Source organism: Sorangium sp. So ce296, assembly GCF_051529605.1.
Taxonomy (GTDB): domain Bacteria; phylum Myxococcota_A; class Polyangia; order Polyangiales; family Polyangiaceae; genus Sorangium; species Sorangium cellulosum_D.
In genome coordinates this window covers 14,229,836-14,245,552 of record NZ_CP150325.1, presented here as the reverse complement: position 1 = coordinate 14,245,552, position 15,717 = coordinate 14,229,836, and the positions used below count along the sequence as shown (strand labels likewise).

Annotated in this window: 12 protein-coding genes; 4 read left to right on the top strand and 8 right to left on the bottom strand. The window is 73.2% G+C overall.

The window, feature by feature from the left end; translation table 11 throughout:
* Positions 1–32 precede the first annotated feature (32 nt).
* Positions 33–1,613: an aldehyde dehydrogenase family protein gene (locus WME98_RS52595; protein WP_437331357.1), complete on the bottom strand. Its 1,581-nt coding sequence runs from the start codon at positions 1,611–1,613 to the stop codon at positions 33–35.
* A 372-nt stretch (positions 1,614–1,985) separates the two neighbouring features.
* Between WME98_RS52595 and glgB the strand changes: the two genes are divergently transcribed.
* Positions 1,986–4,226, top strand: coding sequence for a 1,4-alpha-glucan branching protein GlgB (glgB, locus tag WME98_RS52590; RefSeq protein WP_437949089.1), 2,241 nt, complete (start codon positions 1,986–1,988; stop codon positions 4,224–4,226).
* Positions 4,227–4,814: 588 nt separating this feature from the next.
* Positions 4,815–5,426 (top strand): response regulator transcription factor, encoded by a 612-nt coding sequence (locus tag WME98_RS52585; protein WP_437949088.1) that lies wholly within the window; start codon positions 4,815–4,817, stop codon positions 5,424–5,426.
* 534 nt (positions 5,427–5,960) lie between these two features.
* On the opposite strand, the gene WME98_RS52580 is transcribed toward WME98_RS52585, so the two are convergent.
* The 6 genes from WME98_RS52580 to WME98_RS52555 form a co-directional block, all read right to left on the bottom strand.
* Positions 5,961–6,584 (bottom strand): hypothetical protein, encoded by a 624-nt coding sequence (locus WME98_RS52580; RefSeq protein ID WP_437331352.1) that lies wholly within the window; start codon positions 6,582–6,584, stop codon positions 5,961–5,963.
* Positions 6,581–7,144, bottom strand: a complete 564-nt coding sequence (locus WME98_RS52575; protein ID WP_437949087.1) for an FMN-binding protein — start codon at positions 7,142–7,144, stop codon at positions 6,581–6,583. The genes WME98_RS52580 and WME98_RS52575 overlap by 4 nt, the downstream gene beginning before the upstream one ends.
* Before the next feature lie 87 nt (positions 7,145–7,231).
* On the bottom strand, positions 7,232–8,605 hold the full coding sequence (locus WME98_RS52570; protein WP_437949086.1) for a protoporphyrinogen/coproporphyrinogen oxidase: 1,374 nt from the start codon (positions 8,603–8,605) through the stop codon (positions 7,232–7,234).
* A gap of 23 nt (positions 8,606–8,628) precedes the next feature.
* A complete protein-coding gene (locus tag WME98_RS52565) occupies positions 8,629–10,110 on the bottom strand; it encodes a hypothetical protein (protein ID WP_437949085.1) in 1,482 nt (493 codons plus the stop codon).
* A 79-nt stretch (positions 10,111–10,189) separates the two neighbouring features.
* Positions 10,190–11,818: a hypothetical protein gene (locus WME98_RS52560; protein ID WP_437949084.1), complete on the bottom strand. Its 1,629-nt coding sequence runs from the start codon at positions 11,816–11,818 to the stop codon at positions 10,190–10,192.
* Positions 11,815–12,069 carry a hypothetical protein gene (locus tag WME98_RS52555; RefSeq protein WP_437949083.1) on the bottom strand — a complete coding sequence of 85 codons (255 nt, stop codon included), beginning with the start codon at positions 12,067–12,069 and terminating at the stop codon, positions 11,815–11,817. The genes WME98_RS52560 and WME98_RS52555 overlap by 4 nt, the downstream gene beginning before the upstream one ends.
* Positions 12,070–12,205: 136 nt before the next feature.
* On the opposite strand from WME98_RS52555, the gene WME98_RS52550 reads away from it, so the two are divergent.
* A complete protein-coding gene (locus WME98_RS52550) occupies positions 12,206–12,892 on the top strand; it encodes an SMI1/KNR4 family protein (protein ID WP_437949082.1) in 687 nt (228 codons plus the stop codon).
* Positions 12,893–13,079: 187 nt separating this feature from the next.
* Positions 13,080–14,636: a serine/threonine protein kinase gene (locus WME98_RS52545; RefSeq protein WP_437949081.1), complete on the top strand. Its 1,557-nt coding sequence runs from the start codon at positions 13,080–13,082 to the stop codon at positions 14,634–14,636.
* Positions 14,637–14,810: 174 nt separating this feature from the next.
* Here WME98_RS52545 and infC read toward each other — a convergent pair whose 3' ends face one another.
* On the bottom strand, positions 14,811–15,533 hold the full coding sequence (gene infC / locus WME98_RS52540) for a translation initiation factor IF-3 (protein WP_437949080.1): 723 nt from the start codon (positions 15,531–15,533) through the stop codon (positions 14,811–14,813).
* Positions 15,534–15,717 lie beyond the last annotated feature (184 nt).

Here is a 15,717-nt window from a genome sequence, read left to right as displayed (position 1 = left end):
GCGGCGCAAGAGCCGGCGCCCGCGTCCCCGCCCTAGAACAACTCCCCGATCCGCCGGAGCAGGCTGCCGCTCGAGTACAGCGCGCGCATGCCGCGCTTGAACCAGCCGTACGACGACTCGGTGTAGGGGAACCACGTCGGGTCCTTCGACCCGAGCGCGACGCGGTCCGCGTTGATGTGCTTCACGTCGCACATCTGCCGGAGCCCGTCCTCGCCCATCACCCGGCCGAAGCCGCTCTGCTTAACGCCGCCGAACGGCGCGTCCGGGAGCGCGCCGTTCATGAGCACGTCGTTCACCAGCACGCTGCCGGCCTGCAGGCGCTCGGCGAGCCGGCGGGCGTGATCCGTGTCCTCCGAGAAGACGTACGCGTTCAGGCCGAGGTGCGACTCGTTCGCCAGCCGGATCGCCTCCTCCTCGGTCGCGACCTGCATGAACGGCACCACCGGCCCGAAGATCTCCTCGCTCATCACGTTCATCCCGTGATCGCAGCCGGCGAGGATCGTCGGCTCGAAGAACTGGCCCTGCCCCGGCGCGCGCTTGCCGCCCGCCCTCACGCTCGCGCCCTTCTCGACCGCGTCCTTGATGAGCCGCTCGGCCACCTCGATCTGCGGCCCGAAGATGATCGCGCCGACGTCGACGAACTCCTTGCCCGGATCGCCCTGGTTCAGCCCCCTCGTGATCTCGACCGTGCGCTCGAGCAGCCGGTCGTGGATCTCGCGGTGCGCGTAGACCCGCTCCACCGCCACGCAGACCTGCCCCGCGTTCGCGAAGCCGCCGAAGACGATCGCCTGCGCCGTGCGCTCGATGTCCGCGTCGGCGCACGCGATGAGCGGCGCCTTGCCGCCGAGCTCCATCACGCACGGGATGAGGCGCTCCCCGCACGCGGCCGCCACCCGCTTGCCCGTGCTGACGCTGCCCGTGAACACGAGCATCTGGATGCCGCTGTCGATGAGCGCCGCGCCGGTCGGCCCGTAGCCGGTCACCACCTGGAAGAGATCCTCCGGCATGCCCGCGCCGTCCCAGATCTCCTTCTGCTTGAGCGCGATGAGCGGCGTCACCTCGCTCGGCTTCAGCACCGCCGCGTTGCCCGTCACCACCGCCGCGAGCACGTCGCGCAGCGCCAGCTGGAACGGGAAGTTCCACGGCGAGATCACCCCGATCACGCCGCGCGGGGCGTAGTGGACGAAGCTGCGCCGGTGCTTGAAGAGGTGGAGCTTGATCTCGCGCGGCTCGAGCGCCTTCGGCGCGATCTCGGCGAAGTACGTCGCCATGTCGGCCGCGACCAGCACCTCGTGCAGGAGCGCCTCGTGGCGCGGCTTGCCGCACTCGCGCGAGAGCAGATCGACGATCTCGTCGGTCCGGTCGACGATGGCGTCGCGGAAGCGGAGGACGCGCTGGCAGCGCTCCTCGACCGGCAGCGCGCCCCAGGCCTCCTGCGCGCGCCGCGCCCTGGCCACCGCGGCCCGCACCTCCTCGGCGCTCGTGTTCGGCGCCTCCCCGAGGAGTTCCCCGGTCGCGGGCGCGTAGCTGCGGATCGTCGCGCCCCCGTGCCCGTTCATGCCAGGACCGCTGCCGTTGCCCCCGATCGAGCGTTCGCTCACCACCTGACCCATGTTCGATCCCTCCACCTGTCGAGCCCCGCGCAACCCGCCGGATGGCCCCCGTGGCCCGCTGCTCGCGCCCGGACCGTACCCTCCCAGCGAAGGTACAGCAAATGAGCATTTGCTCAATTTCCCGACGATTCCCGCCGATTCCCGGTGAGCGCGCGCGCGCGCCGCCCTCCGCGGCGCCCGCTGTTGCGCCGCGGACAAATGGTGAGCACACCGCGGTTGCGCCAGGGGCAGGCCGGACGGCGAGGGCCGCGCAGCATGTAGGGCGAGCCCTGGCTTTTGGCTCGGGCGTTCGTCGGGGTGACCCTGGCTCTCGTCTCGGGCGGACTCTCGGCATGACGTCGGCGAGAGGAGCCGGTATAGGCGGACCCCGACATGTTGGAACAACGAGAAGTCGATCTCATCGCGGCTGTGGAGCACCCGGATCCGCACCACGTGCTCGGCGCGCACGAGGACGAAGACGACCTGGTGGTCCGCGTCTTTCGCCCGGACGCCACCGAGATCGCGGTGCTCCCGGACGACCCCTCGCTCCCGAAGCAGCCCACGGAGCGCATCCACCCCGCGGGCCTCTTCGAGGCGCGCTTCCCCGGCGTCTCCTACCCGAAGGACGGCCGCTTCCTCTACCGGATCGAGCTGCGCTACCCGGACGGCAACGCCTCGGTCGAGCGCGATCCGTACGGCATGCCGCCCACGCTCGGCGACATCGACCGCCATCTCCTCGCGGAGGGGAGGCACTGGGAGCTTTACCGCGTCCTCGGCGCGCACGTGCGCGAGGTGGACGGCGTCTCCGGGACGTCGTTCGCGGTCTGGGCGCCGAACGCGCGCCGCGTGAGCGTCGTCGGCGACTTCAACCACTGGGACGGCCGCCGGCACCCGATGCGCCGGATGGGCGAGGGCTTCTGGGAGCTCTTCCTCCCCGGCGTCGGCGACGGCGCGCTCTACAAGTACGAGATCAAGACCCCGGAGGGGCACATCACCGTGAAGAGCGACCCGCTCGGCCAGGCGATGGAGCTCCGGCCGGCGACCGCCTCGCGGGTCACGACGAGCCGCTACGCGTTCCAGGACGGCGAGTGGATGCGGACGCGCGGCCAGCTCGACTCGCGCAAGAAGCCGATCGCCATCTACGAGGTCCACCCCGGCTCCTGGCGGCGCGTGCACGAAGACGGCCCGCCGTACGAGCACGGGATGCGCTGGATGACCTACCGCGAGCTCGCCGACCACCTCGTCGACTACGTGGCCGAGCTCGGCTTCACGCACATCGAGCTCATGCCGATCATGGAGCACCCGTTCGACGGCTCGTGGGGCTACCAGGTGGCGGGCTACTACGCCCCGACCAGCCGCTACGGCGATCCCGACGACTTCCGCTACTTCGTCGACCGGTGCCACCAGAAGGGCATCGGCGTGATCCTCGACTGGACCCCGGCGCACTTCCCGAAGGACGCGTGGGCGCTCGGCCGGTTCGACGGCACGGCGCTCTACGAGCACCTCGACCCGCGCCTCGGCGAGCACCGCGAGTGGAACACGTACATCTTCAACTACGGCCGGCACGAGGTGCGGAACTTCCTCGTCGCCAACGCCCTTTACTGGCTCGACGAGTTCCACATCGACGGCCTGCGCGTCGACGCGGTCGCGTCGATGCTCTACCTCGACTACGCCGCGCAGGGCGGGGACTGGGTGCCGAACCGGTACGGCGGCCGCGAGAACATCGAGGCGATCGACTTCATCCGGGAGCTGTCGAACCGGGTGCACGAGCGCTTCCCGGGCGCGATCCTGTGCGCGGAGGAGTCCACCGCCTGGCCGTCGGTGACGCACGCGACGTACGTCGGCGGGCTCGGCTTCGACTTCAAGTGGAACATGGGGTGGATGCACGACACGCTCGACTTCTTCAAGCACGAGCCGGTCCACCGCGCGTTCCACTACCACCAGCTCACGTTCGGGCTCATCTACGCCTTCTCGGAGAAGTTCCTCCTGCCGCTGAGCCACGACGAGGTCGTCCACCTCAAGCGGTCGCTGCTCTCGAAGATGCCGGGCGACTACTGGCAGATGCTCGCGAACCTGCGCGCGCTCTACGGCTACATGTGGGCGCACCCGGGCAAGAAGCTGCTCTTCATGGGCGGCGAGATCGGCCAGTTCGCCGAGTGGAGCGAGAAGACGGAGCTCGACTGGGGCCTGCTCGCGGTGCCCGCCCACGCCGGGCTCAAGCGGCTCGTGACCGACATCAACGCGCTCTACAAGAAGTATCCGGCGATGTACGAGCTCGACGACGAGCACCACGGCTTCCGCTGGATCGACTGCACCGACAACCTGCAGACCGTGATCTCGTTCATCCGCTACGGGGACGGCGCGGGAGACCAGATGTCGCCGTCGGGCCTGCACGTCGTGTTCATCGGCAACTTCACGCCGGTCCCGCGCCGCCCGTACCGCATCGGCGTCCCGCGCCGCGGCGCCTACCTGGAGGTGCTCAACACCGACGCCACCGAGTACGGCGGCAGCGGCGTGGGCAACATGGGTCGCGTCGAGGTCGAGGACATCCCCTGCCACGGGTTCCCGCAGTCGATCGAGCTGACGCTCCCGCCGCTCGGGGTGCTCTGGCTCATCCCCGAGCGCGACGCGTAGCCCTGACGCCGCACCCGGCGCGCGGCGCGCGGCGCCGACGCCAACCGACGGCAACCGACGGCAGAGAAGCGACGGCCGACATCCCGCCGCGCTCCTCCGCCGCCGGCCCTCGCGAGGCGGCCGGCTCATCTCGCCCTCTCCTTTTTCTACCGCGACCGAGATCGATTGTCCGTCCAGGTCGGAGCATTCTCCGCGCTTGGCTGCGCCGTTCTCTCTCGTTCCGTTGTCCGTGCTCCGAGGCAGGCGCACTGCACAGCGGCCCCGGGCGAGCAAGATGTCGTGCACGAAACCGGCTTGCACGAATTGACAAATTTCTTTACTAAGGAGTTTCCGCAACGGAAAGGGCTCCTCGACTCACCCGGGGCGAACGCGTCGAGGGGGGAGCCTTGTCCTGGCGGGGCCGCTTCTCCGGCGGCGAGCGGGGCAAGAGCGATTCGGTCGGTTGTCGGCGGGGGCCTCGCTGCTCGCTCGCCCTCACGCACCCGGCCAGCAGGGCCGATCTCGTAGACACGCTGTCTGCTGCTCGCCTGCTCTTCGAACGTACGCTGGGATGGACTGGCTCGCATCGAGCAGAGGTGGACCTTTTCAATGACGAGTCATCACGGCAAGCTCCTCGGTCCCACGCTCGCGACGATGAGCCAAGGAGGTCCGCCGCGCTTCCTGACGCAGCCGCCGCCCGCCGCGTGGACGGGGCCTGACTCCGCGCGCGGGAACGAGGTCCGGAGGGTCCTCGTCATCGACGACAACCCCGCGATCCACCGCGATTTTCAGAAGCTCCTGTGCCCGGATGTGGGGACATCGGCGGACCTCGACGCCCTCGACGCGGCGATCTTCGGGGCGCCGGCGGCGGTCCCGAGGAGCACGTTCCAGGTGGACGGCGCCTGCCAGGGCCAGGAGGGGCTGGAGAGGGTCCGGCGGATGCAGCGGGTCGGCCGCCCCTATGCGCTGATGTTCGTGGACATGCGGATGCCGCCGGGCTGGGACGGCATCGAGACGATCGAGCGGATCTGGGCCGAGTGTCCGGACATCGAGGCCGTGATCTGCAGCGCGTACTCGGACTACTCGTGGCACGACGTGATCCGGCGCCTGAAGCGGCCCGAGCTCCGGCTGCTGAGCAAGCCGTTCGAGAGCAAGGACGTGCTCGATCTCGCCTGGTCGCTCACGTCCCGGTGGCTGAAGCGGAGCGCGATCCGGCGCTGAGGCGGCGCGGGGGCGTTGACACCCCGCGAGCGGTGTTTCCACCTTGGAGTGGGTTCGGCAGGGGTCCTGAGCCAACGCCCCAACCTCGACACCGGTGAAGCGGTACAGAGGTGGTGAGCTCCCCCGTACCGGCTCTGTCCTACGGCCGCAGCGCGCCGGGCAGCGCCCGGCCTGGAGCTCCTCTGTCCGCCGGGTACTCCTGAACTGGCGCCCTCCGGCTCAGGCCCCCGCCGAACCGTTCGAGAGCGAGCGCTGTCGAGCCGCGGCGCCGCTCTGCCTTTCTCTCGCAACACTCTGTTTCATGGAAGGAACGGACTCGGCGGCGCGCTCCGCCGCCCGCGGCTCGGCGGTGGGGCGCGCTCTCCGGGCGGAGATGGGATGAGCGTGGCGATCCCGCTTCCGCCGGACAGGGTGCAACGAGGCAAGGGGGAGAACACCCGTGTCGACGACGTACACTCACCGGCTCACGAAGGATCCCTGGGACACCGTCATGCCCGAGCGTCGGGCCGCGTCGCCGGCGGCGAAGGCGCCGCCTTACCGCGCGTCGTCGAGCGGCGCCGCCTCGCCCCGCCGCGATCGCCTCGGCAGCCACATGTCCACGGTCGAGACGACCGCCATGGCGCCGAGCGACAGCAGCATGGCCACGCCCGAGATCGGCATCAGCGCCGCGGCGCCGGGCGCGCTCCGGATGAGCCACGGCGCCGCGATGTGCAGCCCGCTCGTGACGACGGCCGCCGCCACGCCCCCGGTGTGCAGCCACGCCGGCAGCCGCGCGAGCAGCCAGAGGTGCGCTAGGATCAAGACGTAGACGGGCACCGAGAAGAGGTGGAAATGCGTCACCTCCAGCAGCTTCCGCTCGGAGATCTGCTCGACCAGGACCCGCGGCGGCTCCGTCGCGGCGGGGAGCTCGAGCTCCGGGCCGAGCTCGAGCGCCGGCCCGTCGGCCGCGGCGGGCGCCTGCGTGGGCGCGGGCGGCGGCGCGGCGGCCGGCGCGCCCGCGTAGTACGCGGCGGCGCCCGCGTCCTGCACCATCGCCCCGTAGAGGCGCCACGACACGAGCAGCCCGACGATCGAGGCGACCGCGAACGCCGTGTACAGGAGCTTCGCGCCGAGCGAGAGCGACCGCAGCCGCCCCGCCGCCGCGGTGAAATCCCTCACAGGGCGCCGCGCTTGAGCGCGAGCTGGAGGACGAGGGCGTCGCGCTTCACGCCGAGCGCGACCGAGCGCGACGAGATCGACGCGCCCGACACGATGTCGATGTCCTTGCCCGCCGTGATCGGGTCGCTCGCCGTCTTGCCCTGGAACTGGGCGCGGAAGCGATCGCCGCGGACCTCGTCGCCGTACGCCTCGCGGTACTCGAGGATCTCGATCCGCTCCACCGCGCCGGCCGTCGAGAACTTCACGGCGAAGTCGATCGGCTCGTGCATCCCCTTCTCTTCGTCCTTGATCGCATAGCCGTCGGTCTTGCCGTCCGACTCCGCGACGTAGACCACCCACTCGCGCTTGACCGGCGCCCCGAGCTTCTTGCCGATCTCCTGCGCCTCGGCGTCGCCGAGGACGACCTTGCGGTAACCGACCTTCTTCGAGCTCGCGAAGAAGCTCTTCAGGACGGCAGGGACCGTCCAGTACGTCGCGCCGTGCGCGGGGAGCGCCGCCAGCGCGAACGCGAGGGCCGTAGCGGCGGCGAAGTGGGCGGTGCGGAGGCCGGAAGAACGCATCAAGACTCCGAGGAAACTGTCATTCGTGAAAGTCAAAGTCAACAGCGTTGGGCCGCGGGATCCGCTGGATCCCGCGGCGCGCGTGCCTCAGTCGCGCACCTGCACGTCGAGGTAGCGCTCGGCGCTCAGCACCCACGCCTCCGGGCTGCGGCCGGCCTCGACGTGGGCCACCGCGTCGGCCGCGATCGCGGCGCAGTGGTCCAGGTTGCAGTGCAGGAAGAGCGCCTGCCGCCCGAAGGGGAGCGCGCCGAGCGCGGCGGCGCGGCGCATGGCCGCGCGCCAGTCCTGGAGCCAGCCGCGCCGGTAGAGCGGGTAGACGCCGGGCACGAAGCGCTGCCGGGCCTCGATCGGCGCCACCCCGCGCGGGGCGATGCCCGCGCGGACGAGCTGATCGAGCAGCGCCGCGAGCGGCCGGCCCGAGGCGAAGTCGCGCCCGCGGCCCCAGGCGCCCTCCGGGATCTCCACGCACAGCACCGTCTCGCCCGGGCGGCGGAGATCGGGCGCGTAGTTCTGCAGCTCGGAGACGCGGCCGAACCAGAAGCGCGGGTCGGGGCAGTAGTACGTCTCGGGCGCGCCGAGCCGCGCGCGCGGGTAGGCGAGGTAGACGAGGTACAGGCCGCGGTGCTCGAGGCGCGCGTCGGGCACGAGATCCGCGAGGTCGCCCGCGAACAGGACCGGCGCCGCGCCGGCGGCCGCGGCCACCCCGGCCGCGTCGAGGGCGGCGCCGCACTCGGCCCGGACGCCGGCCTCCGCGAGCCGGGCCTCGAGGTACGCGATGAGCGACGAGATGCCGGCCGGCGGGTAGACGAACCGCGCGAGGTCCGCGGCCGCGCCGCCGCGGTCGCGGGCGAGCCCCCGGAACAGCGCGAGCGGGCTGGTGGTGCTGATCCGCTTCTTCGCGACGGTCTGGGACAGCTCGGACGGCGGGATGCCCCAGACCTTCTCGGCGTAGGGCCGGTAGAACGACGCGTAGGCCGCGGCGCCGACGCGCTCGCGCACGAACCGCTCGAAGCCGACGTCCTCGCCGGCGATCGCGCGGTCGTGCTCCCAGCGGGCGAAGGCGGCGCGGCGGCCGCGCTGCGCGACGAAGCCGAGGCCCATCGCGGCGCCGGCGCGGAGGCCGAGCGCGCGCAGCATCGACGGGACGCTCGGGGGGTAGGGGACGTGCCGCTCGCCGAGCACGAGCACGCCGCGGCGCGGGCGCGACAGGAACGGGGAGCGCGCGTGCACCTCCCGGAAGAGCGGCTGCTCGAGGGCGGCGGGGTGGAGCCGGTGCGAGCCGAGGTCGCACGGCAGCCCGCGGAACAGCTCGGCGCCGGCGAGGCCGCCGGGGCGCGCCGCGCGCTCGAGGAGGCGCACGCGCCGGCCGGCGCGCGCGAGCAGCAGGGCAGCGTAGAGGCCGGAGATGCCGGCGCCGACGACGAGGCGCTCGGGCCCCGCGCCGTCTGGGCGGAGTGACATGGCGGTGCTCTCGGCCGGCGCGCTCAGTACATGAAGCCGAGCCCGAAGTTGAGCTGCGTCTGGTCGAACCCGAGGGTGCGGTCGCGCAGCTGGTAGTCGGCCTTGAGCACGAGCCCCTGGGTCGGCCGGTACGAGGCCCCGAGCGTGAGCTCGCGGACGCCGTACGAGGCGTTCTCGGCGTAGCCCTCGGGCACCGCGGACTGCGTGTCGTACGCCTCGAGGCGCGCGAACGGCAGGAGCTCGTGGCCCACGCCGAGCGGGCGGAGCACGTCGTAGGCGGCCTCGACGTAGCCGCCGCGGATCCGGGTGGCGACGGGGCTCGTGGGATCGATGAAGTTCGGCGCGCCGCTCTGGTTGAACGAGACCATGAGGGCGCGCGCCTCGGGCAGGTGCCACTGGGCGAACAGGATCCGGGTCTCCAGGCCGCTCCTGCGCCAGCGCGCGTCGAGCGACCAGCCGAGGACCGGGACCGAGAGATCGACCGGGGTGCCGTCGCGGAGGAAGAACTTGCCGTCGCCGTTCGGGCCGGCGTCGCTCGCGTACACCGACGCGCCGGCGACGACGCCGAGCAGCGGCTCGGCCTCGACGCGCGCGACGCCGGCCCACGCGTTGGCGCGGGCGAGCCCGCCGTTCTGCCGGCCGCCGGCGAGGCCGCCCGCGCGGAAGCCGAGCGGATCGAGGCCGGTCATCGCGTAGGCCTCGAAGCGCAGCCAGTCGAGCGGCTGCCCGAAGGCGCCGACGGCGATCTCGCGCCACGTCGAGGGGATGACGACGGTCTCCACCTTCGGCCGGACCACGCCGTGGAACACCGGGGGCTCGTGCCACTGGTTGATGATCCCCATCGGGACGAGCACGAGGCCAGCGCGCAGCCCGAGCGCGCGGCCGGCGGCGTTCCACTCGAGGTAGGCCTGCTCCAGCTCCGCGGCGCCGGGGCAGCTCGCGCAGGAGAGCGAGTGCTCCACCTCGAGCTCGACGTAGGACCGGATGTCGGTCGTGAACTCGTGCGCGACGAAGAGCACGAGCCGGGGGATGTCGGCGACCCACGCGCGCTCGCCCTCGCGGCCGGTCGTGGTGCCGCGGACGTGCACCTCGCCGTAGCCGCCGATCGAGGTGCTCGTCGCGCTCGCGCCGGCGCTCCGGAACCGCTGCTCGGTCAGGCCGCGGACGAGCTCGTGCTCCGGCGCCTGCCCGGCGCCGAGGCCGACGGCGGGCTTCGGGGGCTCCGGCGGCGGCCCGGCGTGCTCGGGCGGGAGGTCGAGGACCGGGCCGTCCGGCGCGGGCTGGGCGGCGGGCGCGGGCTGGGCGGGCGCGGGCTGGGCGGGCGCGGGCTGGGCGGCGGGCGCGGGCTGGGCGGGCACGGGCTGGGCGGGCGCGGGCTGGGCGGCGGGCGCGGCGGGCGCGGGCGCGGGCTGCGCGGGCGCGGGCTGCGCGGCGGCGGCGAGGGGCAGCAGCGCGCTGAGGACGACGCCCGCAGAGCGAGGCCACAGGGACGAGATCGCTTTCATGACGAGGACCGGGAGCCCCGCGAGGCGCTCGGCAGGGCGGGAGTCTTCGCGCCCTTGAAAACGGAGGTCAACCTCGTTTTCAGCCGGCCGGCGCGCCGCGCGGCGAGCGCGGGGGCGCTCGGCCCGCCGGAGATCCGGCCGGCAGCGCCTCGAGCAGGGCGAGGTCGCTCCAGAGCGCGTCGACGTAGCGCGAGCGCGGGCGCGCGAAGCGGATCGAGATCGCGTAGCCGCGGCCGGCGAGCGCGTCGCGCGCCGCGGGCGAGAGCGCCTCGCTCGTGATCAGCGCGCCGCCCGGGCCAGCCTGCTCGACGGCGCGGACGAGCTCGTCATCGCCGCGGACGCGCACCGGCCGCCGGCCGGGCGCGCCCTCCTGGATCATCCGGTCGAGGTCGCGTGTGAGCACGGGGCGCTGCTCGGCGCCGGCGTCGCGGAGGAAGCCCACGATCGCGGCCGCGGGCGAGGGCGCCTGGTGCTGGCGCGCGAGGGCGATCGCGTCGGCGAGCCACTGCGCGGCGAGGGCCGCGACGAGGGCGGCGGGCGCGGCCGAGCGGAGCGCGCGGCCGCGCGCCGCGCCCGCCGGCCGGAACGCGGGCGAGCGCGCGGGCGAGAGCGCCGCCGCGCCGGCGGCCAGGGCGACGATCAGGAGCGGGACGAGCGGCAGCCAGTGACGCGGCTTGAAGGCGATGTTCTGTCCGAGGAGCGCCCAGACGAAGTAGGCGAGCGCCGAGGCGAAGAGCTCGGGCTGGTCCCGCGCCGCGCGCGCGGCCCGCCGGAGCGGCGCGGCGCGGAGCACGGCCGCGGCGAGGAGCGCGAGCAGGATCGGCGCGCCAAGCCAGCGCGCCGCCGGGGCGTCCGGCCACGCGCCGCCGAGGCCGTTGGCCCAGATCCCCCAGACGACGCCGTGGAGCCGATCGGCCGGCGACGAGACGGTGATCGCCGTCCCGCCCCAGCGGGTGAAGTGCCCGAGCCCCTGCACCCACGTCGTCGCGACGAGGTCGCGCGGCGTCGCGATCAGCACGAGCGGCACGAGCCACGCGAGCGCGCCGGTCGCGAGGTCGCGGCCGCGCGCGAGCCACGCGAGGCGGCCGCCCTCGCTGCGGGCGATGACGGCGAGGCAGGCGAGCGCGAACGGGAAGTACGAGAGCCGCACGCCGAGCCCGACGCCGAGCAGCACGAGCGCCGCCGTGCGCGCGCGCGCGGCGCTCGCCTCGCGCGCGGCGCTCCCGGCCTCCGCGTCCTCCGCCGCGCGGCGGAGGCGCCGGCCGCGGGCGCAGAGCCAGAGCGCCGCGGTCGTCACCGCGGCGCCGGCCATGTCGCTGAGGAGCTTCTCGGACGACAGCCACAAGAACGGCGAGGCGAGGGCGAGGATGCCGGCGAACGCCGCGGCGCGCCGCCCGGCGACCTCGCGCGCCAGCAGGGCGGTGAAGGCGACCGCGGCCGCGCCCGACACGGCGCTGACGAGGGCGAGCGCTGCGCGCGGCGCGGCGCCGAGCAGCGCGAGCCCCTTCGCCGCGGCGATGAACACGGGGTAGTACGGCGCGTGCGGGCGCAGCGAGGCCACGTCGAACCGCTCGACGCCGAGCGCGAACCGGAGCGCGTCGATGTCCTCGTCGTGGTCGATGCGGAACCAGAGGCGCGAGGCGAGCGCGGCGGCGGTGAGCGCGGCGAGCGCGGCGAGCGCGGCGAGGTCGCGCCGCTCCTCGCTCACGAGCCCGAGCCGGAGCCCGATCCCGGCGCGTGCGTCGGCGCGCCGCAGTCCGGCGCGTCCGCGCCGGCCGCGCCGGCGCTGACGGTCGCGCCCGAGCCAGAGCCCGAGCCGGGCAGCGGCGCCGCCGGGGTGTCGCACTGGTCGAACAGCTCCTCGCCCGCGTAGTCGAGGCACGCGGTCGCGAGCGACACGAACACGAACGTGGCGCCCGCCATCACAAAGGCGGTGCGCAGCGATGCCCAGGAGCCCAAGCCGGCCACGCAAGCACCGTGCCGCCGACGCAAATGCATGTCAAGCGCGCGTGTTCCGCGGGCGGGGCCGGGGCGGAGGCGCCTGGCGTCGCGCGTTTTTTGCTCCTCCCGGCGCCGCGCGCGTAGGGTCGCGCGCATGGAGTGGCTCGAGTCGATGCACCGCATCCGCGCGCTCAAGCTGGAGCTCGCGCGGATGGACCCGCGGCGGGGAATGCCGATCGCGCCGCCGGCCGGGGCGCCCGAGGCGGCGATCGCCGGCGTCGAGCGCCGCCTCGGCATGCCGCTGCCGCCGAGCTACCGCGAGCTGCTCGCGCGGCACGACGGCTGGCCGCAGCTGTTCGCCGGCGCCAGCTTGCTCGGGGTGCGCGCGCTCGCGCGCGGCTCGTACATGGACGTCGGGCGGATGGTGCTCGAGCTGTGCGAGGGCGAGGAGGCGCGCCGCGCCGGCGAGCGCGACGTCGCGCCGTCGAGCTTGCGCGGCCGGTACAGCGCGCGCAGCGCGCTCGTCCCGTTCGGCATCGACGCGGCGGCCGAGACGGTCTTCGCCTGGGACCCGGAGGCGAGGTCGCCGGACGGCGAGCTCGAGGTCATCCTCTGGACGAACGACGTCGGGATGCGCCTCTCGGGGTTCGCCGAGCTCCTCGACATGGTGAAGGAGATGCTCGCCGCGGAGCTCGACGATCGTCGAAAGCGCGCCGCCGAGCAGCTCGATCTGACGCCGCAGCTGCGCGCGGCGGTCGCGCCGCGGAGCCGCGCGCGCGCGGTGGCGGTGCCGCTCACACCTCAGCCTCGCCCGTTCGCGCGGAGCGCGCTCACGGGCTGACGCGGCGCTGCTCGCCGAGCCCGGCCGCGCCGCGCTCCGCGGGAGCTCGCGCCCGGAGGCCTGAAACGCGCTCGTCACACGGCGCGCCGCGCGTGGCGTGGCGCGGCGTGGCGTGGCATGGCGCGGCGTGGAGAGACGAGCCGGTTGTTTCCGCGCGCAGCGTGGGACGTGATGTACTAGGCGGAGCATGACGGAAGCCCACCAGCAGCAGCGCTACCGGGTCGTCGAGCGGCTCGCTTCGGGCGGCATGGCCGAGGTCTTCCTCGCCGAGAGCGCGGGGATCGAGGGGTTCAAGAAGCAGGTCGCGATCAAGCGCGTGCTCCCGCACCTGAGCGAGAAGAAGCGCTTCATCGCGATGTTCCTCGACGAGGCGCGGCTGTCCGCGCACCTCTCGCACTCCAACGTCGCGCAGGTGTTCGACATCGGGGTCGGCGACAACGCCTACTTCATCGTGATGGAGTACGTGGACGGCGCCGACCTGAAGGCCGTCCTCGAGTCGATGCGCAAGGCCGGGCGCACCCTCCCGGTCGAGTCCGCCGTGTTCATCACGGCCAAGCTCTGCGAGGGGCTCACGTACGCCCACGAGCTCCGGGCGGCCGACGGGCACCCGCTCAAGATTGTGCACCGGGACATGTCGCCCCCGAACGTGCTCATCACCAAGTACGGCGAGGTGAAGATCGTCGACTTCGGCCTCGCCAAGGCGACGAGCCAGCTCGAGAAGAGCGAGGCGGGGATCATCAAGGGCAAGTTCAGCTACCTCTCGCCCGAGGCCGCGCAGGGCCTCGAGGTCGATCACCGCACCGACATCTTCGCGGTGGGCGCCATCCTCTGGGAGATGCTCTCGGGCAAGCGGCTCTTCCTCGGCGAGACCGACTACCAGACCGTCAAGCTCGTGCAGCAGGCGCAGATCCCGCCGCTCTCCGAGATCAACAGGGCGGTGCCCCCCGAGCTCGATCGCATCATCGCCCGCTCGCTGGCCCGCGAGCCCGGCGATCGCTACGGCTCTGCGCGCGAGTTCGGCCGGGATCTCACGAACTTCCTGTACAGGTTCGGCCGGCCGGTCAGCGCGTACGACATCGCCGAGCACGTCCGCAGCGCCATGGCGCTGAAGAAGCGCGCCCCCGCGTCGGACAAGGCGTCGTTCATCGACAGGCTGATCGAGGAGACGCTGCTCGAGTTCACGTCGCTCCCGGACGACAAGGCGGCGCCGAGCGCCGCTCGGCCGAGCGAGCCGCTCAAGATCTCGGCCTTCGAGGACATCGGCAAATGGGCCGACGAGATCAAGGTCTCGGCGCCCGGCGAGGACCTCATGCGGCGGTCGCTCGCCGAGGTCTCGGTCGAGGAGGGCAACCTCGCCGCGCTCGAGGAGACCGACGCGGGCATCTCGCCTGCGAAGTTGCTGGCGTACCCGCAGGCGAGGCCCGCGGAGCCGCCGCTCGCGCCGCCCCAGCCCGCGCGCCCGCCGCCCGTGCCGCCCCCGCCTCCGCCGCTCGAGCGGCGGGCCGAGCCGACGCTGGCCTCCCCGCAGGCGGCGCCTGCCCCGCCGCGCCCTGCGCCGCCCGCGCTGGCGCCGGTAGCCCCGCCCGCGCCCCCCGCGCCGCTCGCCCCGTTCGCGCCGCACGACCTCGAGGCGGAGCTCCGTCCGATGAAGACGGGGGCCGGCGCCGTGAAGGCCGTGCTGCTCGTCGCCGCGCTCGCGGTCCTCGCCGCCGGGGCGTGGCTCGGCGGCCTGATCCCGCACTGAGCCGGCGGCGCGCGCGCCCCTCGCCGCGCCCGCGGCGGTCCGGCTCGCGCTCAGCGCCCTCCGCGATGCGGGGGAGCGCGCCGCGCACGAGCCCGCATCGCAGAGGGCGCGACGCGATGCGCGCCCCGGAAGAGGCGCGGCCGTCGTCCTGAGGCGCGCGCTCTCCGGACGGGGCTACTCGTTCCCGCCCTCGCCCTCGTCGTCCTCGTCGTCGTCCTGCTCTTCGAGCTGCCTCTCGAGCTTCTCGATCTCCTCTTCCTCGGCGTCGGCCCCGGTCGGAGCGGCGCGCCCTTCCTGGATCGCCTTCTGGCGGGCCTTCTCCGCGGCGGCGCGGGCCTGGGCCACCTTCTGCAGGATGGCGGGCTTGGGCGCCATCATCAGCGTCATCGTGCGCTGCTCCATCATCGGGCGCACCTCGACGTTCGCGATCTCCTCGCAGTGCTGGACGATCCAGTCGAGCTGCTCCTGCGCCTTCTCCGGGTGCGTGATCTCGCGGCCGCGGAAGCGCACCGTGAACTTCACCTTGTGACCTGCGCCGAGGAACCGGTGCGCAGCCCTGGTCTTGAACTCGAGATCGTGATCGTCCGTCTTGGGACGGAGCTTGATCTCCTTGATCTCCACCACACTCTGCTTGCGCTTCGCCTCGCGGGCCTTCTTCTTCTCGTCGTACTTGTACTTGCCGAAGTCGAGGATCTTGCAAACCGGAGGATCCGCCTTCGGGTTGACCTCGACGAGGTCGAGCCCCTTCTCCTGAGCCCGGCGCAGCGCCTCGTGGGTCTGCATGATGCCGAGCATCTCGCCATCATCGCCGATGACGCGGATCTCCGGGACGCGGATGCGCTGGTTGATGCGGATCTGCGGCCCCCGCTGGGCCTGCCGAGGGTCGAAGCGTCTCATCGCCATGTGATATTTCGCTGCCTCCTTGTGTTCTGTGCTTCCGAAAGCGACGGACCGCCGCTTCGCGACCGAGTGTGGTCGCGGCGACCATCACCATGCCAATGTCGCCTGACTCCGCGCCGCAGGCAACGGCAGCAAGCACAGCGGCCGCCGCGGCCCAGGGGCGCTCGGGAGCCCTGGTCTG